Raw genomic sequence first — 23,208 nt, forward strand, 5'->3', positions numbered from 1 at the left:
TGATTTTGTGGCGATTTCGACGCAGAAGGCGTTGTTGAAGCAGCCGTTGGATGGTGCCACGGCGAAGACGGTGGCCTTTGATGGTGAGGGTGTGCCTGCGGCGCCGGTGCAGTTGGGCGGGTGTGTGCATGCGGCGTGGTCGGGTGCGAACAAGTACGTCCGGGACTGCGCCAATGATGCTGATGATAAGAATGTTGAGGTGCCGAAGGCGAGTGCGTCGCCCTCGTATGTTTTCCGGGTGAACCGGGACCTGGTGGTTTTGAATGATGTGAACTCCGGGAATGTGTGGCTGGTGAACCAGAACATGCAGCTCGTGAACAACTGGGACGACGTCATCCCACCCAAAAATGAATCGGACGAGCAGGACCAGGAATCGGCCGACAACAACACGATCAATGTGCTCCCGGACCGCACCAAGCCCAACCGGCCACCGGAAACCAAACCGGACGCCGTCGGCGTCCGGCCCGGACGCACCACCATCCTCAGCGTCCTGGACAACGACTCAGATCCCGACGGCGATGTCCTCACTGCCGCCGTCGGAAACTCAGGACCCAAGGCCGGTACTCTCGAAAGCATCTACGGCGGCACCGCCTTCCAGATCTCGGTGGCGGCGGACGCACAACCGGGCACCGAAACGTTCGATTACAACGCCGCCGACGGCCGCGGCCTGTCGGCGGGCGGCCAGGTGACGCTGAGCGTCGTGGGCCCGGAGGAAAACCGGCCACCCCAGTTCAAGCGCGGCGGCGACGCCACCACCATGCTGGTGGAACAGGGCAAAACCGTCAGCCAGAACATCCTCACGGACTGGATGGACCCCGACGGCGACGACCTGGTCCTGATGGACGCCAAGGCGGACAACGACCAGGACCAGGTCAAGGTCCGGCGCGACGGCCTGCTGACCTTCCAGGATTCAGGCGCCACCGCAGGCAAGAAGAACGTCACCGTGACCATCTGGGACGGCCGCGCCACGGTCACCGGGAAAGTCGTGGTCAACGTCCAGCCGCCTGGCGCCCTCGCACCCGTCGTCAACGCCGACCACGTCACAGCCGTCGTCGGCCAGGACCTGGTGATCGCGCCGCTGAAGAACGACGTCGACCCCAACGGCGGCGCCCTGCGCCTGGCCCAGGTGGAAGCCAACGGACCGGCCGAGCTGGGTCCAGTGACCGACGGCGGGACCTTCACTTTCAAAAGCACCACCCCTGGGCCGGTCTACCTGACCTACATCGCGAGCAACGGCCCGCAGAGCAGCCAGGGACTCATCCGCGTCGACGTGGAATCCGGCAAGGACACCGGCGACCCCGTCGCCGTGCACGACGTTGCGCTGATGCCCACCGGCGGCAGCGTGCTCCTTGACCCGCTCGCCAACGACTCCGACCCCTCCGGCGGCGTACTGGTCCTGCAGTCAGTAAAGCTCCCGGACAACATCACCGCGTCCGTCAGCGTGATCGACCACAGCGTCCTGCGCATCACCGACGTCGTGGGCACCAAGGAACCGTTCCTGTTCGAATACACCATGTCCAACGGCCGCAAGTCTGCCACCGGCAGCGTCTCCGTGGTCCCGGTGCCGGCCCCCGCCGTCGTCGAAGCCCCGCAGCCGAAACCGGACGAAGTGAACGTCCGGGTCAATGACGTCGTCACCATTCCTGTGCTCGACAACGACACGCACCCGCAGGGTGAGAAGCTGACCGTGGACCCGGTCCTGCCGCAGGGTGTGGACGAGCTGGACGGCAAGAGTTTCGTGTCAGAGAACACGCTCCGGTTCATCGCCGGTTCCCAGCCGAAGACTGTCCGGGCCATCTACAACGCGGTGGACCCGCAGGGCCAGAAGAGCGCCGCAGCGGTGACCATCCACATCCTTCCGCTGGAGGGATCGGAGAATTCCCGGCCCCAGCCCCGGAACCTGACCGCACGCGTGGTCGCCGCCGGCACGGTGCGCATCCCCGTGCAGTTGGACGGCATCGATCCTGACGGCGACTCCGTCCAGCTGACCGGCATCGACAGCACCCCCGCCATGGGAACCGCCACCATAGGCAGCAACTTCATCGACTTCACCGCCGCCGGCGACGGTGCCGGAACCGATACGTTCCGCTACAAGGTGGTGGACCGCCAGGGCGCCGTCAACACCGGCACCGTGACGGTAGGAATCGCCCCGCGGGGTGAAACCAACCAGAACCCCACCCCGGTGGACGACGAAGTCAAGGTCCGTCCGGGACGCCAGATCGCCGTCGACGCCACCGGCAACGACACCGATCCCGACGGCGACATCATCCGCATCCTCACCGACGGGATCGAGGCTGACGACGCCCTGCAGGCCACTGTCAGCAAAACCAGCGGCCGCATCATCCTGCTGGCCCCCGGGGCCGCAGGGACGGTCAACGTGCGCTACACCATCGCCGACGACCGCGACGCCACCGGCCAGGCCACCATCCGCGTGGTGGTGGACAACGAGGTTCCGCTGCAGGCCCCCATAGCCCGCGACGACAGGGTGACCTCCGCCCAGACCATGGGCAAGACGGCCGTGGACGTACCTGTCCTGAAAAACGACGAAGACCCCGACGGCGTGGGCGAGAACCTGAAGATCAGCACCGAAGCCACCACGGCCCGTCCCGGAACGGACGGGACCATGATTGTTGACCTGACAGAGCAGCCGCAGCTCATTCCGTACACCGTGGAGGACGTGGACGGGCAGAAGTCCACCGCGATCATCTGGGTACCGGGCATCGGTCAACAGGTCCCCACACTCGCCAAGGACGAGGTGGTCGAGGTCATCGCCGGCCAGTCCGTCACCGTGGACCTGAACGAATGGGTCAAGGTCCGGGAAGGACGCTCCCCGCGGATCACCCAGACAGACCGGATCAAGCTCATCGGCGCCGACGGCGGCGACCCCACCGGCGGCAGTGCCACGTCGCTTAAATACACTGCGGGCACCGACTATGTGGGGCCGGGCTCCCTCAGCTTCGAGGTGACCGACGGCACCGGACCGGACGATCCCGAGGGCCTGAAGTCAACACTCAGCATCCGCACCAAGGTCCTGCCCGATCCCAACCGGAACAACCCGCCCACCCTGCTGGGCGCGACCGTAGACGTTCCCAAGGGCGAATCGGTGGACCTGGACCTGGGCCCCCTGACATCGGACCCCGACCGGGACGACGTTGACAACATGAAGTACGAACTGGTTGGCGGCAGCCCGGCCAGCTTCAACGCCAGGATCGACGGCAAGACCCTCAAAACGTCCGTTGACGGTTCAACGTCCACCGGCACAACAGGCGCCATCCAGGTTAAGGCCAAAGATTCACGCGGCCTTGAGGCCACCGCCACCTACCAGCTGGCCGTAACAGCCTCCAACCGGCCCAAACCGGTTGCCAACGATGACCTCGAACCCAATGCGGCCGCCGGAAAGCCGGTCACGGTGAAGGTTCTGGCCAACGATTCGAACCCGTTCCCCGAGACGGCCCTTAAAATCGTGGCCGCGGGTGCCGAAACCGGAAGCGGCAACGTGGAGGTGTCCGGCGACTCCGTGGTGGTTACACCGGCTCCGGGATTCTCCGGGTCCATGGTGGTGTCCTACACGGTGGCGGACAAGACGGAGGAATCCTCAAGGCAGGCAACGGCCCGCATCCGCCTGACCGTCAAGGACAAGCCGCTGGCACCCACCACGCCGCAGGCGCAGAGCGTGGGGGACCAGACCGCCCTGCTGAACTGGTCGGCTCCGGCAGACCGCGGTTCAGCCATCACCAAGTACACGGTCTATGGCGAGTCCGGCTTCCGCCAGGACTGCCCGGCGAACACCTGCACCTTGAACGGTCTCGTCAACAACACGAAGTACCACTTCCAGGTGACGGCCACCAACGAGTTCGGTGAGTCGGACCGATCCCCGGCCTCCGCCGAGGTCCGGCCTGACGTCAAACCCGACACCCCGTTGGCGCCCACCCTGAAGTTCGGTGACAAGCAGCTCGCCGTGAACTGGGTGGCGCCGGCCAGCAAGGGGTCACCGGTCAAGTCCTACGACCTGGAAATCTCGCCCGCCCCGCCGGGACAGAACGCGCAGATCCAGAACCTGACAGCGGTCAGCTACGTCTGGAAGGGACTCCAGAACGGAGTCTCCTACAAGGTCCGTGTCCTGGCCCGCAACGATGCCAAGGACCCCTCCGAATGGAGTCCCTACTCGGCTGCCGAAATACCGGCGGGTGTGCCGGCGACTCCGGCAGCTCCCACCGCCTCGCAGGCCGGCTCTGTTGGTACCCAAAGCCAACTGAAGGTCAGCTGGGCTGCGCCGAACAACAACGGTGATGCTGTGTCCTCGTACACCCTCACCACCCTGCGGGGAGGGGCCGTTGTGGCCTCCCAGCCCGTAGCGGGCGGAACCACACAGAACGTCACCGTGGACAACTCCGAGGCCAACTACACGTTCACGGTTTCCGCCACGAACAAGGCCGGCACCAGCGGAACCAGCGCGCAGTCCGCCCAGATCCGGGCGGCAGGCAAGCCGGGCCAGGTCAGCAGCGGCACGGTGGCCGATACGGGCACCAGCGGCCAGCTGAGGGTGACTTTTGAGCCACTGACGCAGGCGCAGCGCAACGGGTCGCTGGAGACCGAAATCCAGTACACCTACAACGCGGACGGCAGGTCGGGAAGCATCCCGGCCGGCGGCGGAAACATCAACGGACTGACCAATGGCCGCGACATTACGGTCACCATCATCGCTACCTCCACCAAGAACAACGTCTCCGGCGACGCCAAGGCGATCGGAACCGGCAACCCCTACGGACCGCCGAACGCGCCCAACGTGGACGGACGGACCTCGGCCCAGGGAGATGGTGACGTGCACTGGACCTGGAACAACCCGGCCACCAATGGCCGCCCGCTCGATCACTTCGAGGTCAGTTATGAAGGGGGCGCCTGGACCAGTGTTGGCTTGGCAAACCGCTACGACCGCCCGGCTGGCGGCTGGGACCAGGCCCGCACACTGAGGGTCCGTGCAGTGACTGCGGCGGTGGGCCCCGCAGGCCAGGCAAATTCCCGTTCCGGGGCGGACCCCACGCCCCCGCCGCCCACGTCGTGGGGCATCACGGCCAGTCCGGTCCGCAGCTGCACCGAACCCCGCAAGGGCACGGACAGCTTCCGCGACGGTAATCCGTCTTCATGCGTGGGGGAAGGCAAATGGCTTGACGCCGGCGCCGCCGCGCAATCGGACCGCTACCAGGTCTGGTACAAGACGTCCAACAACCCCACAGGCATCTGGTACCACCTCACCAGCGGCATGGCAGCCGGCAACTGGCTCCGCTGCGACACCTCGAACCTGGGGTGCAACCCGCCCAATGGGATGCCTAACCGCTAGTCAATTACCACTCGACCCAACGGTCGGGCCCGGGACTCCGGGCCTGATGAAACCTTGAACAAAGAAGAGGATCCACCGCATGACAATGACAACTGAGCAGGCCGAATGGTTTGCAGGCACCTTCGAAAAGCTCGTTGCCAACGTCGGACAGGCGGTCCTGGGCAAGGAACACGTCATCCGGCTGACCTTCACCGCAATGCTGGCGGAAGGGCACGTGCTGTTCGAGGATGCTCCCGGCACGGGTAAGACCATGCTGGCGCGCGCCATGGCGGCCACCGTGCAGGGCTCCAACAACCGCATCCAGTTCACCCCCGACCTGCTGCCGTCGGACGTGACCGGTGTGACCATCTATGACCAGAAGACGCAGAAGTTCGAGTTCCACAAGGGACCGATCTTCAACAACATCGTCCTGGCCGACGAAATCAACCGTGCATCGCCGAAGACGCAGTCGGCGCTACTGGAGGTCATGGAGGAATCCAGGGTCACCGTGGACGGAGTCACCTACGAGGCAGGACGGCCGTTTATGGTCATGGCCACGCAGAACCCGATCGAACAGGCCGGCACCTACCGGCTGCCTGAGGCTCAGCTGGACCGCTTCCTGATCAAGACCTCGATCGGTTATCCGGACCACGCCTCCACGGTCCGGCTGCTGGGAGGCGCCAACCTGAAGGACCGCTCCAAGGAGCTCTCCGCGGTGATCACCACCCAGGCCGTGGCAGACATGGCTGACCTGGCCGCGACGGTGCACGTGGACACTGCAGTGCTCGAATACATTTCCCGGCTCTGCGAGGAGACCCGCAACGCGCCCGAATCCCGGCTGGGTGTCTCCGTGCGTGGCGCCATCGCCATGGTCCGCGCCGCGAAGGTCTGGGCTGCCGGGCAGGGACGGAACTTCGTCCTGCCCGACGACGTCAAGGAACTCGCTCCCGTCGTGTGGACCCACCGGTTTGTGATGGACCCGGAGGCTGAATTCTCCGGCGCCACGCCTGAAGCTGTCCTGGCCCGTGTGCTGGCCGACGTCGCTGCCCCCCAGCAGCGCGCCACTCTCTGACGCTTCCAGGACCTCCCGACCACCACCCAGCGCAAACGAAGGCTCTCCTATGTCCAGCAGCACTCCGTTGACCCGGCTTGCTGAGCGTCTCCGGCAACTTCTCCACCGGAACGGCAAGCCCACAAGGCTGCACCCCTCGGCTTTCTGGGCCGAGGCCACCAGCACCGCAGGCCTGGCCCTGGCCCCTGCCTGGCGGAAATTCCGGGACCTCTGGCTCCGGTACGCGTGGCCGGTGCTGTCAGTGGTGAGCATCCTGGGCTGGTCCGTGCTCGCGGCCGCCATCCTGCTGTGGTCCACCGGCCAGGCCTTCGGCTGGCAGGAAGCCAAGGCGGCGGCCATCGCAGCGTTTGTACTGTTTGTGATCGCCGTCGGATTCATCCTGGGCCGGTCATCGTACGGCGTTGTCCTGGACCTCGCCCGGACCCGCGTCGCCGTGGGCGACAGCGCCGTGGGCAGCATCGCGGTCTCCAACACCTCCGCGCGTCCGCTGTTGCCCGCCGCCCTGGAGCTGCCCGTCGGTGCTGCCACGGCGGTGTTCCACCTGCCCAGAATGAAGCCGCAGCAGGTCCACGAGGACCTCTTCACCATCCCCACGGCCCGCCGCGCCGTCATCGTGGTGGGCCCGGTCCGCTCCGTCCGGGCGGACCCGCTGCACCTGCTGCGCCGCCAGGTGCTGTGGACCGAGCCGGAGGACCTCTTCGTCCATCCCCGCACGGTTGCCCTGGCCGGCTCGGCAGCCGGGTTCATCCGGGACCTTGAAGGCATGCCCACCACGGACCTCTCCAGCGCCGATGTGTCCTTCCACGCGCTTCGCGACTATGTGCCGGGGGATGACCGGCGGCACATCCACTGGAAGACCACCGCACGGACCAACAAACTGATGGTCCGCCAGTTCGAGGAAACCCGCCGCGCCCACCTGGCCATTTCACTGTCCATCAACACGGACGAATACGCCTCCGAACAGGAGTTCGAGATGGCCATCTCGGCCGCCGCCTCGATCGGACGCCAGGCCATCCGGGAACAGCGCGAACTGGACGTCCTGACCCAGAAAGGGCCGCTGCGCTGCGAAACCGGGCGCAACATGCTGGACGACATGACCAGGATCGTCGGGGCACCCATGCGCCGCACCGCCGTCGACCTTGCCCGGTCCCTCGCAGACACTGTCCCCAACGCCTCAGTGGTGTTCTTCGTGGTGGGCAGCAATGTCACACCCACCCAGCTGCGCTCCGCCTCCGCCTCCGTCGCCCCCGGCGTCCGCAGCCTCGCAGTGCGGCTGCAGGCCGGCGCCGCCCCGACACGGGCCAACATCGCAGACTTGACCGTGCTGACCCTGGGCGACCTTGCTGACCTTGCCATCGTCCTGAGAAAGGCGGCCGCATGAGCTCCGCATCCGACCTCCGCCCCCGGGCATCCCGGCAGCAACTGCAGCAGTCCGCGTTCGCAGACGGCAGGCCGCTCTGGCACTTTATGGTCGACGCCGGTGCGCTCACGCTCCTGCTCGGGCTGGGTGTCCTGGGCTTCAGCCTGAGCTTCGGCGGGGACGCCTACTATCTCCTTTCCGGGTTCGGCGGCATCATCCTGGGCCTGGCCCTCAGCGCCGCCAACGCCCACCTCCGGCTTGGCCTGCTCATCACCACAGCCCTGGCCCTGGGCGCCTACCTTGTGCTCGGAACCGTGCTGGCCGTGCCGGACGCCGCCATCGCAGGATTCCTCCCCAGTCTGGACTCCCTCCGGACGCTGCTCCTGGGCGTGGTGTTCGCCTGGAAGGACATGCTGACCGTAGGCGTGCCGGTTGGTACAGCCGGGGGAGTGCTCATTGTCCCGTTCCTCAGTTCCCTGCTCACCGCACTGGTTGCAGGCATCCTCACCTGGCGGGCCAAGAGCCCTTACTGGCCGCTGCTCCCGGTGCTCGCCCTCTTTGTCACCGGCATCGCGTTCAGCACCAACGCCGCGTTCCTTACGGTGGAGCGGGGCATCGGCCTCACCGTGATCGCGATCGCCTGGGCCACATTCCGGCGCGACGCACTGCGCCGCAGCGACACCCGGAAGGTGTCCGTCAACCGCCCGCAAAGCGACGCCGGAACTGCCCAGCGGGCGAAAATCCGCCGGCTCGGCACCGCAGCTGCCGTCATCGCCGCCAGCGTGGCCATCACCGCCGTCGCCGCCCCCCTGGTCACCGCCAGCGATGACCGGAAAGTGCTCCGCAACGTGGTGGTTCCGCCGTTTGACCCCAAGGACTACATCACGCCGCTGGCAAGCTTCCGGACCTTCGTCAAGGACAAAAAGGACGACACCCTGTTTGTGGTCAAGGGCCTGCCGCGGGACGGGCGCGTGCGGCTGGGGGCGTTGGACGCGTTCAACGGCACCAACTACAACATGGACCCCAACGGGTCGGGAAGCTTCAGCAAGGTGGGGGACACCAAGTCCATCAACACCCTGGCGGATACCTCCAGCGTTGTGCCCACGAACGACTACTCCATTGACATCACCATCGAGGACTACCAGGGTTACTTCGTCCCCGGCGGCCGCAAAACCACCGGCCTGAGCTTTGACCAAAGCGCGTCAGCGGCGGCCTCGGGCCTCTACTTCAACTCGGGCACCGACACGGCCGTGACCACCAAGGGACTCTCGACGGGTGATTCCTACAGCGTCCAGGTATCCGACCCGGTCAAGCTGGAGCACGGCCAGCTGACGCAGTACGACTTCGCCAAAGTCACCCTGCCGGACGCCCAGGAGGTGCCGCCGGTGGTGGGCTCCCAGGCCAACGACCTCTCGGCCGATGCGCCCACCGCGATCGACCGGGTCCGGCAGATCGAGGCCCACTTCCAGAAAACCGGTGCCTTCAGCAACGGGCTGGTCACTGAAGGCCAGCTGCCGAGTGTTTCCGGGCACAGCTCGTCCCGGATCCGGAACCTCCTGACGGCCAAGCAAATGCTCGGCGACGATGAACAGTACGCCGTGGCCATGTCGCTGATGCTCCGCCACCTGGGCATCCCCTCGCGCGTGGTCATGGGCTTCTACCCCGAGCCGACCAGCCCGGAGAACGGCGCCGGCGAGGTGAAGATCACCGGCAAGGACGTCCATGCCTGGGTGGAAGTCGCCTTCGACCGGGTGGGCTGGGTCAGCTTCGATCCAACACCGCCCAAGGACAACATCCCCATCCCGCCGGACCCCGAAAACAAGTCCAAGCCCAAGCCGCAGGTTCTGCAGCCCCCGCCGCCGCCGCAGGAACCAGCGGACCTGCCGCCGGATTCATCCCCGGATGCCCTGGACGCGGACCAGAAGAAGAACAACCCCTGGCTGTTCTGGGGCGCCCTCCTCGGTGCCCTCGGGATTGCACTGATTCCGTTGTCGATCCTGGCCTTGCCGCTGCTGCTCATTGCCCTGCTCAAGTCACGGCGGCGGAAGTCCCGTTTCACGGACGGCCACCCCGCGCAGCGCGTCGGCGGCGGCTGGAACGAGGTGTTGAGCCTCGCCACTGACATGGGTGCCGGGATCGACACCCGCGCCACCCGCCGGGAAAGCGCCGCAGTAGTCGCTGACGCCTTCCCCGGGTCAGGAACCACCACCACCCTCCTCGCCCGCCGGGCGGATGCCTCGATCTTCGGTGCCGGACAGCCGAGCGAGGAGGAGGTCAAGGAATACTGGACCATCGTGGAGGGCTCGCTGAAGGAAATGACCGCGACGGTGGGCTTCTGGCGCCGCCAGCAGGCCAGGTTCTCGCCCAGGTCCCTGCTGGCGGACGGGCGCGCGGCCCTCAAGCTGCGCAGCGCGGGGCGGGGGCTCGCCTCGCTGCGGCGCCCGGGCTCGGCCGCACCGCAGCCGGGCTCCGCCGCACCGCAGCCGGCTGACGGTAGGGTGGAGGGCGGCCCGGCGGCAACCCCCGCAGCCCCCTCCGAACCTGATGAGTCCACCGTTCTCAGGAACCCTGGCAGGAAGAACCACACCGAACCATGATGCAAGACTCCGAGCGCTGCCAGCGCTGCCAGCAGCTGATCCGCGCCGGGGCCACTTTCTGCACGGCCTGCGGCGCCCCGCTGCCGAACCGGGCTGCCCGGAATGCACGCAACCTGGACCACGCCCAGCGGGCGCAGATGGAACGTGCCGCTGAGCATGCGTCCGGGATTCCCGGTACTATCCCGGTAGTACACCGGGCCCCCGCTGACAGCGGCCCCGGAATGACACAGGCCGTCCACGGTCAAGGGGGAAGAACGGGCATGGCAGTGAATCTTGGGCTGGTTCCGGCCACGGCGGGCAAACGGCTGGGGGCCGCCGTGCTCGACTGGCTCGCTCCGCTGGCGGTCCTCGCGGTGACCTTCGCCATCGGATTCGCCGGGGTAACGCGCACCCAAAGCGGCGGATTCATCATCTATGACACCGGGTCACTGGTCCTCTTCGGCGGCATCGGCTTGGGACTCACCCTTGTCTACATCGTTGTCCTGGCGGGCATGGAGGCCCGCTCGGGAATCACCATCGGCAACCGGCTCATGGGCATCCGCAGTGCCGACAAAGACGGCTATGGACCCGGCGGGGGAGGGGTGTTCCTCCGCGGACTCATTACCGGCGCCGGCATCCTGCTGGCCGTTCTGGCGGCAGCTGTGCTGGTCATCTTCAAGTGGTTCGATGTGGCCCTCTTCATCCTGGCGCCGCTGGCCCTCATCGGCGCCGCCTGGGCGCTGATTGTGGTGGTGTCGAACGCCTGGGACAAAAACGGCAGGCTCCGGGGATGGCACGACACCGCCGCGAAAACCCTCGTCTTTGACGTCAAAGCCGGACGGAATCCCATTGCGACGGGCGGAATCCAGGGACCGTACAGCTTCGCGCCACTGGACCTGCCGCCCGTCCAGCAGGTCGCTTCGCCAGTGGCCGGGGCCGCAAAAACGCCTCAGGTCATCAACGCCCAGACGCCCCTCAACCCCAACCAGTGGCAGCCGCCGGCAGGGCAACCAGCCGGGCCCGCAGCGTACACCGCACCACAGCCGGCACCCGCCCCTCCGGCCCCTGCTGTTCCGCAAACCCCTGCGGCGCCACAGGCCCCGGCCAGCCAGCAGCACCCCGCGGCGCCCGCAAGCACAGCCCCGTACCGGGCCCCGGACCACGCCGCACCGGCCGCGCACCCGGACGACGACCACGACCGCACGCAGATGCGCGGCGGCGTCCGCGCGCCGGCTCCGGCGGCAGTCCTGCGGATCAGGCTCGACGACGGACGGGACTTCCAGCTCGACCGGAACGTCCTGGTGGGCAGGAACCCCGTGGGGCAGGCGGGCGAGCAGCAGGCCCAGCTGCTGGCGGTGGATGACCCCGGCCGGTCGATTTCCAAAACCCATCTGCATGTCCTCACGGACGGCGCAGGGGTCTGGGTGACCGACCGGAACTCCACCAACGGGAGCGCCGTCACCACTCCGGACGGCCTGCGTACCCCGCTCCAGCCGGGCGTGCCCGCTTTTGTCAGCCCGGGATCCACAGTCCACTTTGGTGACCGCTCCTTCCACCTAGGACAGGCATGAATTCCCAAGCCGCCAGCGTTCCCGCTGCAGCAGACCACGACTCCGGGTTGAGCCTTAGCTACGGTTACGGCACGGACCGCGGGCTGCGGCGCGAACTCAACGAAGACTCCTTCATCGCCTCCGATCCGGTTTTTGCCGTCGCGGACGGGATGGGCGGCCACGAGGCCGGCGAGATCGCCAGCGGAATGTGCGTCCGTGCCCTGGCCGCGATGCCGCAGCTGGCCACCGGTGAACGCAGCGTCACAGCCGCCGTGATCCAGCAGTACCTGGTGAAGGCGGACAACGCGATCCGGGAGGCTACCGGCGCCCGGGCGGGCACAACCCTCACAGGCGCCGTGGTGGTCGAGCAGATGGGCATGCCCTACTGGCTGGTCATGAACATCGGCGATTCCAGGACCTACCGGCTGAGCCAGGGCCAGTTCGCCCAGGTCAGCGTGGACCACTCCGAGGTCCAGGAACTGGTTGATGCAGGCGAAATCACGCCGGAGCAGGCAACTGTCCACCCGCGCCGGCATGTCGTGACCCGTGCCCTCGGCACCGGGGATGAGACCGAAGCGGACTACTGGCTGTTGCCGGTGGAAGAGGGTGACCGGATCATGGTCTGCTCCGACGGGCTCAACGGCGAGCTGACCGACGAGCACATGTTCCGGATCCTGAGCACAGTTGCCCACCCCCAGGATGCGGTGGATGCCTTGATCCAGGCCGCCCTCCGGAACGGCGGCCGGGACAACGTCACGGTCATTGTGGTGGACGCCAAGAACGTGATGAACGACGCCGGCATGGCCACCACAGCGCCGCGTCCGGGTGCTGGTGCCGAGGAGGAGATCACGCTGCCGCGGTCCCAGGTCGTTGAAGCCGCACGGCCGGCAACGGCAGGCGGGAATGAAAGCGAGGAGTCCGGTGATGGCCGCGAATAACTATGTGCCCGGCACGTGGCGGGGCATTGTCCGGTCCCGCACGGCCATCTTCCTGGGACCCGACACACCCCCGCAGCTGGTCCAGTCCCTCTGGGAGCTGCTGGAGAGCGGACCCGAAGTCCATGAGCTGCTCCACGCTGTCACCAGCAGCTTTGGCGTATCGCTGGCCCAGATCCCGCCCTTCGGAATCGTCGATTTCCAAGACTCGCTGCGCATCTTCCTGCGTGGGGACCTGGACCTGACAGTCCAGCTGCCCGGCGGGCCGGTGGAGCTTCACGGCCGCGACGTCACAACGTGGGCCGAACGCCACCTCACAGCCCCAGAGTGGTACCGACTCAGCGTTCCTGGCGGCGGTCCTGCCGGCCAGTCGCTGCCCCTTCAGGAAGGTGTGGTCCTGCTGCAGGCCCTGACGGTGGGCCTGGACGGCACCGTCAGGGCTGCTGCCGCAACGCCGGTTGCCGGGCTCCGTGCAGCCCCGGCAATAGCCGCAGACCCCGTGGCTGTAACGCCTGTTGTGCTCCCCTCGCCTGAGCACGGTGCGTCCGCCGAAACCGTCATCGGAGTCATGGACGAAGACGATGAAGACCCTCCTGCCGGGGAACCGGACGCCGGGCCGGTTGAGAATGAGGCTTCCCCAGCCGAAGAGGCTGTTCCGCCCGCCGCGGAGGAACCGGCGTCGAACGGGGCTGTGCCGGCCTCTGAACAGACCAGCACCTACGACCATTTATGGGAACGCACAGTGGTCCGCAGCATTGAAGATGCGGCTGTCCGTGACGATCCCGACGGCCCGCCTGTTGACGAAGCGCCGGAAAAGCCGGCCGCTGCCGTGCCGGAGATGCCGTCCGCCGCGGAAACGCCGCCGACCGTGGCTGCATCGCCACCTGCGCCGGCGCCGGCCGGGGGACTGATCGACTCTGTACCGTGGAGCACCGGCGGGGCCATCCCACCGGTGCGCGGGTCCGTGCCCGCCCCGGCCGGCGGCGGCAGCGACGATGCTGACCACGACGGCCAGACCATCATGAAGAGTGACCTCGCCGGTATGGCCGCCCACCCGGCGCCCGCTGCTGGCCCGGCCGCCGCCGGATCCACCGGCCCCATGGTGCTGGCACGTGTCTGCGGGCAGGGCCACGCGAATCCGCCCACCCATGCCCAATGCGCGGCGTGCGGGCAGCCCCTGCCGTCGGACGCCGTGCAGGTGCCCCGGCCCCGTCTCGGCCGCATGCGGGTTTCCAGTGGCGAGCTTGTGGACCTTGAGCAGTCCCTCGTCATCGGCCGCCAGCCGTCGGTATCACGCGTCCAGGGCGGAGTTATGCCCCGGCTGGTGCAGGTGGCCAGCCCCAGCGGCGATATCTCCCGCTCACATGTAGAGGTGCGGCTGGAAGGCTGGCACGTGATGCTATGCGATTTGAAGGCCACCAACGGCACTGTCCTGGTCCGGGAGGGCCAGCAGCCGAGGCGACTGGCCCAGAACGAAATGGCCATCCTGCTCGACGGCGACATCGCAGAACTGGGCGACGGCATTTCGCTGCGCTTTGAGGAGATTCTTTGAGTTCCAAACGGCCCATCGCGCCGCCGCCCCCTATCCCGGGGTTTACCTACATCAGCCTGTTGGGTTCAGGCGGCTTCTCAGACGTCTACCTCTACGAACAGGACCGGCCCCGCCGCAAGGTGGCCGTCAAGGTCCTGCTCTCGGACCTGAAGACCGAGGGCGCCCGCCGCCGGTTCGAGTCCGAAGCCAACCTGATGGCCCAGCTGTCCTCACACCCCTACATTGTGACCATCTACGAGGCCGAGGTCACCGAAGCCGGGCATTCCTACCTGGCCATGGAATACTGCTCACGCCCCAGCCTGGACGTCCGGTACCGCAGGCAGCGCTTCAGCGTCGACGAGGTCCTGGCCGTGGGCATCCAGGTTGCCTCCGCGGTCGAAACCGCACACCGCGCCGGCATTGCCCACCGGGACATCAAACCCGCCAACATCCTGGTGACCGACTACAACCGCCCGGCGCTCACGGACTTCGGGATTTCCGGAACCCTCGGTGGTTCCGAGGATGACGACGACGCCGGGATGTCCATCCCCTGGTCACCGCCGGAGCAGTTCACGGACGGCGGTATCGACGGCGTCATGGTGGACGTCTGGGCGCTCGGCGCCACGCTGTACACCCTCCTGGCGGGAAGGTCGCCCTTCGTGATGCCCGGGGCCGACAACTCCCAGCGCGAGCTCATTTCACGCATCAGCACGATGTCGCTGCCACGCCTTGGCCGGGCTGATGTCCCGGAATCGCTGGAACTGGCCCTGTCCACGGCCATGGCCAAATCCGCGGCCTCCCGCTATTCCTCCGCCCATGCCTTCGCACTGGCCCTGCAGCGGATCCAGGCTGAGCTGAACCTGTCAGTCACTCCGTTCGAAGTGCTGGAAGAGCCGCACCCCGAGGAGAGCCACCCGGACGACGGCTATGAAGAGACCCGGGTCCGCAGCATCGCGGCCATCGATCCCGAGCGGACCGGCAGCGCGCCCACCTTCCCGGCACGGACCCGGCCGCAGGGCCTGACCAACGTTCCGCCGTCGACCTTTCCACCGGCCGGTGCGCCGGCGGCGTTGCCTCCTGCAGCTGTGCCGGTACCATCGGCACAGCCACAAGTTCCCGGCAACCTCTTCACCGGCCAGCAGACCGGAAACCCCTCCGGTGAATGGGCGCATGCCACCATGCTCCGCGGCAGTGTGCCCGCTGCTGCGTACGGCACTCCGCAGGACTCAACCGTCCAGCGGCCGGCCGTACCGGCGGGCAGCGGCCTGCCGCCCGGGCAACCCGCAGCAGCACCCCGGACCGGTCCGGAGCCGGAGCTGGACGCCACCGTCAGCCGGCCGCCCGCCGCCATGGAATCCGCGCCGGACGTGTCTGCGGACCCCGGCAAACGGAATCTCTGGCTGGCCATCGCGGGCGGCACGCTGCTTGTCATTGCCGTTGTGGTGGGCATCGTGGTGTCAACCACCGCGCCCCCGCCGGCTCCTGTGGTGACGGACCAGGTGAGCAAGCCCCCGGCAGATGCCCTCGATAACGGCACCGTTCCGGATGTCACAGACCTGGTGGGGGAGATGGGGAGCAACGGGAAAGTCGTCTTTACGTGGACCAACCCGCAGCCCAAGGAAGGCGATACGTACAAGTGGAACGTCAACGACTTCGTGACCCGGGAACCAGGGCCCTTCCAGGTCACAACTGAGCCGCGTGCGGAACTTGAGCCCGCGCCGGGGAACATCACCTGCATCCAGGTCATGATCGTCAGGACAGACGGGGCAGCTTCCCCGATGGAAGCAGACTCCCGGAACTGCTACGTGAAATAGTGCGGATCAGCCGGACAAACGAAGCATTGCGCATTGCCCTTTGAGGAGGCACGGAAAATGGGGGATCTAGCAATAGATTTCTGTGGCGAGTGGTACGAACCGTCGGACGAGGATGTGTTCAACATAGGCCGCGAAGGCGACCTTGAAGTGGACGACAACCCGTACCTGCACCGGCAGTTCCTGCAGGTCGCCCGGTATGACGGGATCTGGTGGCTCAGCAATGTGGGCAGCATGCTCTCAGCCACCGTGGCAGACGGTTCCGGCGGCATGCAGGCCTGGCTCTCCCCGGGAGCGCGCATCCCGCTCGTCTTCAGCCACACGAACATCATCTTCACGGCCGGGCCGACAACGTACGAATTCGCCGTCCACCTCAAGGCGCCCTCCTTCCGCCAGGCGGCACGCGACGACGACAGCAACGGGGAAACCACCGTCGGTCCCGTGGTCTTCACCGACTCGCAAAAAGCCCTGATCGTCGCCCTCGCCGAGCCGATGCTCCGCCGCGAGGGAACAGGCTTCAGCGCCATCCCGTCCTCGGCGGCCGCGGCCAAAACACTTGGCTGGGCGCTGACCCGGTTCAACCGGAAACTGGACAACGTCTGCGACAAGCTGGACCGGGTGGGCGTGGTCGGCCTGCGCGGCGGCGGCGGAAAACTCGCCACCAACCGGCGTGCCAGGCTCGTGGAGCACGCCGTGACATCCCATCTGGTGACCCCTGATGACCTGTATCTGCTCGAAAAAATGAGGGGCGTGGACGAAGGATGAGAATCCGGCTGACGCTCCGCCGGGACCCGGCGGAGACCAAGGATCTCGCGGTCACTGTGGACGGCCTGGCAACCGTGGCGGACATCGCCACGCAGCTGTGGGCCGCCGATCCGGACCGGAAGGGGAATCCGGCGCCGGAGAACCTCTCGCTCCGGATTGATGAGGCCTTTGTGGCCGGGGGGATGCGCGGCAACGTCCTGACCCGCACGGACAACCTCCTCGAATCCGGCCTGCGTCCCGGGTCCGTGGTGTCCCTGACACAGGTCAGCGAACACTTCGACGTCCCCGGCGCCAACCGGGGCCCCGCGGCCGCCACCTTGCGGATCCTTTCGGGTCCCGACGTCGGCCAGGAGTTCTCGCTCCCCTTCGGCACCAGCTACATCGGCCGCGACCGGGACGTGGACATCCGGCTCACGGACCCGCTGACGTCGAAGCGCCATGCCCGCATTACCGTGGGCGAGGGCATAGAAATCGTGGACACCAATTCGGCCAACGGCCTCCTGATGGACGGGCTTCCGGTCACCCGGGCCACACTGAACTCCTCGGACACGGTGACCCTCGGCGACACCACCGTCACAGTGGTGCCGCTGGGGCGCAACCAGGCGGCAGCACCGACGTCGCCCCTGGTGGACTTCAACCGCTCGCCGCGGGTGGTGCCGCGCTTCGAGGCGCCCAAGCGCGTCCTGCCGGCCGGCCCCAAGCGGCCGGACCACCATCCCTTCCCCTACATCATGCTGGTGGCGCCGCTGGTGATGGGCGCAGTCATTTTCGCCATCACCCGGAATGTCATTTCGGTGGTGTTCATGGCGATGATGCCGCTCTTCATCGTGGGCCACTTTGTGGACCAGCGGATGCAGACCAAGCGTCAGCAGAAGGAACAGCTCAAGCATTTCCGCGCCTCCATGGCCGCGTTCCGGCAGGACATCACCGAACTCCAGCACGTGGAACGTGCCGTCCGGCTCCAGGAGGCGCCGTCGGTCAGTGACACCGTGGATTCGATCTACAAGCTGGGTCCGCTGCTGTGGACCCACCGTCCCGAACACCAAGGCTTCCTGGGCCTGCGGTTCGGGCTGGGAACCGCGCCGTCGCGCATCGCGTTCGAAGAGCCGTCCAGCAACGACACCGAAGTTGAGTACATGCGCGAGATCCAGGACTGCCTGACGCAGTTCAGGGACATCGAAGGCGTGCCCGTCGTGTCGCAGCTGCGGACGGCAGGATCGTTCGGCGTGGCAGGCGCACGCGGCCTGGTCGACGACGTGGCGCGCGGCATGGTCCTGCAGCTGGTGGGCCTCCATTCGCCGGCAGAAGCGGTGGTCACGGCCATCACGTCCGCACAGTCCAGGGAACGGTGGAACTGGCTCCAGTGGCTGCCCCACGTCGGTTCGGGCCACAGCCCGCTCACCGGTGACCATCTTGCCGCCGGCTCCGCCAGCGGCTCCTCCCTGCTGGCACGCATCGAAGACCTGCTGGACGCCAGGGAAGCGGCCGCGGGGCGGTCCGGTCCGGACCTGCGCCCGGACATCAACCCGGCCAGGGACGAAATCCCGGCGCCGATGTTGCCTGCCGTGCTGGTCATTGTGGAGGACGACGCCCCGGTTGACCGTGGCCGCCTGACCCGCCTCGCGGAACGGGGCCCGGACTCGGGTGTCCACGTCATGTGGGTGGCTACCGATATCCAGGCGCTGCCGGCCGCCTGCCGCGACTTCATGGTGGTGGATGGCGACCACGGCACCACCACCGGCCAGGTCCGGCTGGGCCGGCACACCTACCCGGTGAGCTGCGAAAGCGTGGACGCCGAGCTGGCGGGCCAGCTTGCCCGGATGCTTTCCCCCGTGGTGGACGTTGGCAAGCCGATGAGCGATGACTCCGACCTGCCGCGCGCCGTGTCCTATGCCACCCTCATCGGCAAGGACTTCCTGGACAACCCGCAGGCCGTCGCTGAACGCTGGACCGAGAACAACTCCGTCCACGCCACCGCCATCGCCAACCGCAAGGACAACGGAACGCTCCGCGCGCTCGTTGGCTCGAAGGGCGTTGAACCCCTCTACCTTGACCTCAAGAACGAAGGCCCGCATGCCCTCGTGGGCGGCACCACCGGTGCCGGCAAGTCCGAGTTCCTGCAGTCCTGGGTCATGGGCATGGCCGCCGCGTACAGCCCGGACAGGGTGAGTTTCCTGTTCGTGGACTACAAAGGCGGCGCGGCCTTCGCCGACTGCCTGCACCTGCCGCATACCGTCGGCCTGGTCACGGACCTCTCCCAGCACCTGGTGCGCCGGGCCCTGACTTCGCTGCGGGCCGAGCTCCACCACCGCGAACACCTCCTGAACCGGAAGAAGGCCAAGGACCTGCTGGCCCTCCAGCGCGAAGCCGACCCGGACGCCCCGCCCTACCTGGTCATCATCGTGGATGAGTTCGCCGCACTGGCCACCGAAGTTCCCGAATTCGTCGACGGCGTGGTGGACGTCGCGGCACGCGGGCGCTCCCTGGGCCTGCACCTGATCCTGGCCACCCAGCGACCCGCCGGTGTGATCAAGGACAGCCTGCGCGCCAACACCAACCTCCGTGTGGCGCTGCGCATGGCGGACGCGGATGATGCCGCCGATATCCTCGGCGTGTCCGACGCGGCGTACTTCGACCCGTCGATCCCCGGCCGGGGCGCCGCCAAGACCGGGCCGGGCCGCATCCAGGGATTCCAGACAGGCTACGCCGGCGGCTGGACCACCGAAAAGCCGCAGCGTCCCCAGATCGACATCGTGGAGATGGCCTTCGGATCCGGACCCGCCTGGGACGTGCCGGCACCGGAAAAGCCGGTCCAGGAAGAAGCCGCCGGTCCCAACGACATCGCCAGGATGACGGCGAACATTGTCAGGGCCGCTGAGTCGCTTGCCCTCCGTCCGCCGCGCAAGCCATGGCTGGACGAACTGGCCACGACGTACGACTTCTCCAAACTGCCGAACCCCCGCACCGACGAGCGGCTGCTCCTCGGCGTCGCGGATGATCCCGCCCGCCAGGACCAGCCCACAGTGTTCTACGAACCGGACAAAGACGGCAACATGGCCATCTACGGCACGGGCGGTTCCGGCAAATCGGCGGCGCTGCGCGGCATCGCCATCGCCGCGGCTGTCACACCGCGAGGCGGGCCGGTCCACGTTTACGGCATCGACTGCGGATCCTCGGGGCTGAAGATGCTCGAGGAGCTTCCACACGTCGGGGAGGTCATCAACGGCGACGACGTGGAACGCGTCGGCCGCCTGCTGCGCCTGCTCCGGGACATCGCCGATGAGCGTTCTGCCCGGTTCGCCGACGTCCGGGCATCCACCATCGTGGAATACCGCAAGATTGCCGGCCGGCCGGACGAAAAGCGGATCTTTGTGCTTGTGGACGGCATGGGAGCTTTCCGCGAAACGTACGAATACAGCCGCCTCTCCGCGCTGTGGGACATTTTCCTGCAGCTCGCCACCGACGGCCGTCCCTTGGGCATCCACCTGGTAGTGACGGGTGACCGTCCCAACGCAGTACCGACGTCGCTGCTCGCCTCCATCCAGCGCCGGCTGGTCCTGCGGCTCTCGTCCGAGGACGACTACCTGTCCATGGACGTCCCGAGGGACGTCCTCAGCAGCACCTCGCCCCCGGGACGCGGCCTGCTGGGTGGCTACGAGGTCCAGCTCGCCGTGCTCGGCGGCGACTCCAACCTGGCCCTGCAGGCCCGCGAAGTCCACAAGCTCAGTGAAGCCATGCTGCGGCAAGGCCTGGACAGGGCGCCCAAGATCGAACGGCTCCCGGAACAGGTGGACCTGCACGTGCTGCCGGCCGGCAGCCCCGACCTGCCGGTGATTGGCGTCGACAACGAAACGCTCCAGCCCGCCGAAATCATGGCCAAGGGCCCGCTCCTCCTCTCCGGCCCGCCCGGGTCGGGCCGGACCGTGGCGCTCGTGACCCTGGCCTACGCGCTCCGGCGCTCGAACCCGGACACCGAACTGGTCTACCTCGGCTCCAGGCGGTCTGCTGTCGCCTCACTGCCCATCTGGAACCGTTCCGTGGTGGGCGCGGACGATGCCGCCGAAATCATGGAGGACCTGGTTGAGCATTCCTCCGGGAACCCGGGCAAGCTGGCGATCTTTATCGAGGGGCTGACTGAGTTCACGGATACGGTGGCCGAGTCCGGGGTGGGGCGGCTGGTGACGGCGTCCATCAAGGCCGACCAGTGGGTCATCGGGGAATCAGAAACGTCCACCTGGTCCTCGGCCTGGTCGCTGGCGCAGCCCTTCAAATCCGGGCGCAGGGGAGTGCTGCTTAATCCCGGCGACATCGAAGGTGACAGCCTGCTTAACACGTCACTGGGCCGTGTCAGTCCGGAGTTCATTCCGGGCCGCGGCTACATCGTGGGACGCGGCAAAGCACGCAAGCTCCAGATCGCCCTGCCGCCGGAAAACAGGGACTAGAAAAGGTATCCATGAAACGATTGCCGTCCGTATTCCGTGTTATCCCCGCGACGGCGGGAGCGGCTGTTTTGGCGCTTTCGGCAGGCCTCTGCACAATAGCGCCTGCGAACGCTGAAACGTCCGAGCCAACTCCCACCTGCGGGCTGATCTGCCTTCCGGGTCAGTTCGGACCGGACCCGGAGAATCCACGCACTCCGCGCCCGAAACCGACCTCGCAGGAACCCTCCGCCCCGCCGGCCCCCGCACCTCCCGCCCCGCAGCCGCCCGCGGAACCCGCCCCTGCGCCCGTTCCCACCCTTGCCCCGGAGCCGGGCGAAGCCGCCGTCGAAGCGACGCCCCCGGCTGAGGCGCCCACCACCGCCCCGGCCGCCACTGCGTCCGGCTCCACAGAACCGAACTGGAACAAGCCGATCACCAAGTCCGCCAAACCAACGCAGGCCGCCGCCGTCTCCCAGGGCGACGGGCCCGGCTTCGGGGACCCGGGGCTGGTGACCATTGTGGCGGGGGTGCTGCTGATGGGACTCAGCGGCCTGGCCTTCGCCTGGTGGGGCCGGAACCGGGTCTCAGCGCACTGAGCTGAGCTGCAGATTGAGCCGCGCAGCGACCGGAAACAGGTGCTGGCGCGGGCTTATACGTTGCCTGCCGCGAATCCCCGGGATTTGCGGCCCCGCGGCGTGTTGTAGCAGACTACCGGGAACACTAGTTGCCGCGGAGGGGGTGCCGCGCGCTGTCGATAAGGTAACCATGATCCGATCCTCCCCAGTGCTTCGCGCCGTCCCCGCGACCGTTGCGGCCATTGGCTTGGCGCTGGCAGTCGGCCTTGGTGCGGTGGGGGCTGCGCACGCCGAATCGCCGACGGCCGATCCAACCCCGACCGTTTGCACGTCATGTTCGCAGCCTACGACCGGGCCCGGAGAAGACCAGGGAAAGCCGGATCCCAAACCCACTCAGGAGCCCTCGGTCCCGGCTCAGCCGGCCGACCCCGCCCCTGCGCCGCCCGCCAAAAAGGCGCCGGCTGCCCCGGAACCGGAGCCCACCCTGGCGCCCGAACCCAGCGCAACTGTCGAAGAGACACCAACGGCAGAGGCCACCACCGCGTCGCCCAGCCCGACGCCGTCGACGGCCGGCCCGTCGAGCGAATCCAACTGGAACAAGCCCATCACGAAATCGGCCAAGCCCACCCAGGCGGCGGCCATCTCCGGCAGCGACGGCACGGGCCCCGGCACAGGGCTCCTTCCCATCGTGGCCGGTGTCCTGCTTGTGGGCCTGGGTGGAATCTCCTTCGCCTGGTGGAGCCGGAACCGCATCTCGGCCCACTGATTACGCGGCGCCGTTGGCCTGCCCATGGGGAGTGGTGCATGGGCAGCGGTCCCCATCGACAGTGCTTTGGGGCCGGGATAGGTTCTAGGTAATGGATCTTCCGGATCAGCCGGGGGCCGCTGGGGATGCCGACCTGGATCGGATCCAAGACTAAGGAGAATACTCATGGCTTTGTGGGGCGCAGATGTAGAACAGCTCAGGACTCTCGGCACCAAGCTGCAGCATGGTGCAAACGAGATCGAGCAGCAGAAGAACAACCTGAACACCCTGCTGGACTCCACGCAGTGGATGGGCCCGGACGCGGACGCCTTCAAGCAGCAGTGGAAGGGTGAGCACATGACCCAGCTGACGCGGGTCGCTGAATCACTGAAGGAAGCCAGCCAGAAGGCCACGCGGAACGCCCAGGAGCAGTCGGACGCTTCACACTAGCCACAGCAGGATTACCAACGGGCCCGGACACAACACAGTGTCCGGGCCCATTGGCGTGCGCCACAGGGTCGCTGCAATGTCCGCCCCATGAGGCAAGATA

General features: G+C 67.2%; 13 protein-coding genes. All 13 read left to right on the forward strand.

Going from position 1 to position 23,208, the window contains the following annotated elements:
• Positions 1-5,338, forward strand: a 5,338-nt coding sequence (locus tag ABV518_RS18950) for an Ig-like domain-containing protein (RefSeq protein WP_367770156.1), incomplete at its 5' end; no start/stop codon positions are given.
• Positions 5,339-5,417: 79 nt separating this feature from the next.
• Entirely contained in the window at positions 5,418-6,389 is a 972-nt protein-coding gene (locus tag ABV518_RS18955; RefSeq protein ID WP_367770159.1) for an AAA family ATPase, read from the forward strand.
• Between the two features lie 49 nt (positions 6,390-6,438).
• On the forward strand, positions 6,439-7,770 hold the full coding sequence (locus ABV518_RS18960; protein ID WP_367770163.1) for a DUF58 domain-containing protein: 1,332 nt from the start codon (positions 6,439-6,441) through the stop codon (positions 7,768-7,770).
• Complete coding sequence (locus ABV518_RS18965; RefSeq protein WP_367770165.1) at positions 7,767-10,346, forward strand: transglutaminase domain-containing protein; 2,580 nt, start codon at positions 7,767-7,769, stop codon at positions 10,344-10,346. Before ABV518_RS18960 ends, ABV518_RS18965 begins: the two co-directional genes overlap by 4 nt.
• A complete protein-coding gene (locus ABV518_RS18970; RefSeq protein ID WP_367770167.1) occupies positions 10,343-11,896 on the forward strand; it encodes an RDD family protein in 1,554 nt (517 codons plus the stop codon). The genes ABV518_RS18965 and ABV518_RS18970 overlap by 4 nt, the downstream gene beginning before the upstream one ends.
• Positions 11,893-12,813 (forward strand): PP2C family serine/threonine-protein phosphatase, encoded by a 921-nt coding sequence (locus tag ABV518_RS18975; RefSeq protein WP_367770169.1) that lies wholly within the window; start codon positions 11,893-11,895, stop codon positions 12,811-12,813. Before ABV518_RS18970 ends, ABV518_RS18975 begins: the two co-directional genes overlap by 4 nt.
• Positions 12,800-14,362: an FHA domain-containing protein gene (locus ABV518_RS18980; RefSeq protein WP_367770172.1), complete on the forward strand. Its 1,563-nt coding sequence runs from the start codon at positions 12,800-12,802 to the stop codon at positions 14,360-14,362. Before ABV518_RS18975 ends, ABV518_RS18980 begins: the two co-directional genes overlap by 14 nt.
• Positions 14,359-16,155, forward strand: coding sequence for a protein kinase (locus tag ABV518_RS18985; protein WP_367770176.1), 1,797 nt, complete (start codon positions 14,359-14,361; stop codon positions 16,153-16,155). Before ABV518_RS18980 ends, ABV518_RS18985 begins: the two co-directional genes overlap by 4 nt.
• Positions 16,156-16,212: 57 nt before the next feature.
• Positions 16,213-16,917 (forward strand): hypothetical protein, encoded by a 705-nt coding sequence (locus tag ABV518_RS18990; RefSeq protein WP_367770179.1) that lies wholly within the window; start codon positions 16,213-16,215, stop codon positions 16,915-16,917.
• Positions 16,914-21,359: an FtsK/SpoIIIE domain-containing protein gene (locus ABV518_RS18995; RefSeq protein ID WP_367770182.1), complete on the forward strand. Its 4,446-nt coding sequence runs from the start codon at positions 16,914-16,916 to the stop codon at positions 21,357-21,359. The genes ABV518_RS18990 and ABV518_RS18995 overlap by 4 nt, the downstream gene beginning before the upstream one ends.
• An 11-nt stretch (positions 21,360-21,370) precedes the next feature.
• Complete coding sequence (locus ABV518_RS19000; RefSeq protein ID WP_367770185.1) at positions 21,371-21,934, forward strand: hypothetical protein; 564 nt, start codon at positions 21,371-21,373, stop codon at positions 21,932-21,934.
• 169 nt (positions 21,935-22,103) lie between these two features.
• On the forward strand, positions 22,104-22,679 hold the full coding sequence (locus tag ABV518_RS19005; protein WP_367770189.1) for a hypothetical protein: 576 nt from the start codon (positions 22,104-22,106) through the stop codon (positions 22,677-22,679).
• A gap of 165 nt (positions 22,680-22,844) precedes the next feature.
• Positions 22,845-23,108, forward strand: coding sequence for a WXG100 family type VII secretion target (locus ABV518_RS19010; protein ID WP_367765998.1), 264 nt, complete (start codon positions 22,845-22,847; stop codon positions 23,106-23,108).
• Positions 23,109-23,208 lie beyond the last annotated feature (100 nt).

This window comes from Arthrobacter sp. HS15c, assembly GCF_040812005.1.
GTDB lineage: Bacteria > Actinomycetota > Actinomycetes > Actinomycetales > Micrococcaceae > Arthrobacter.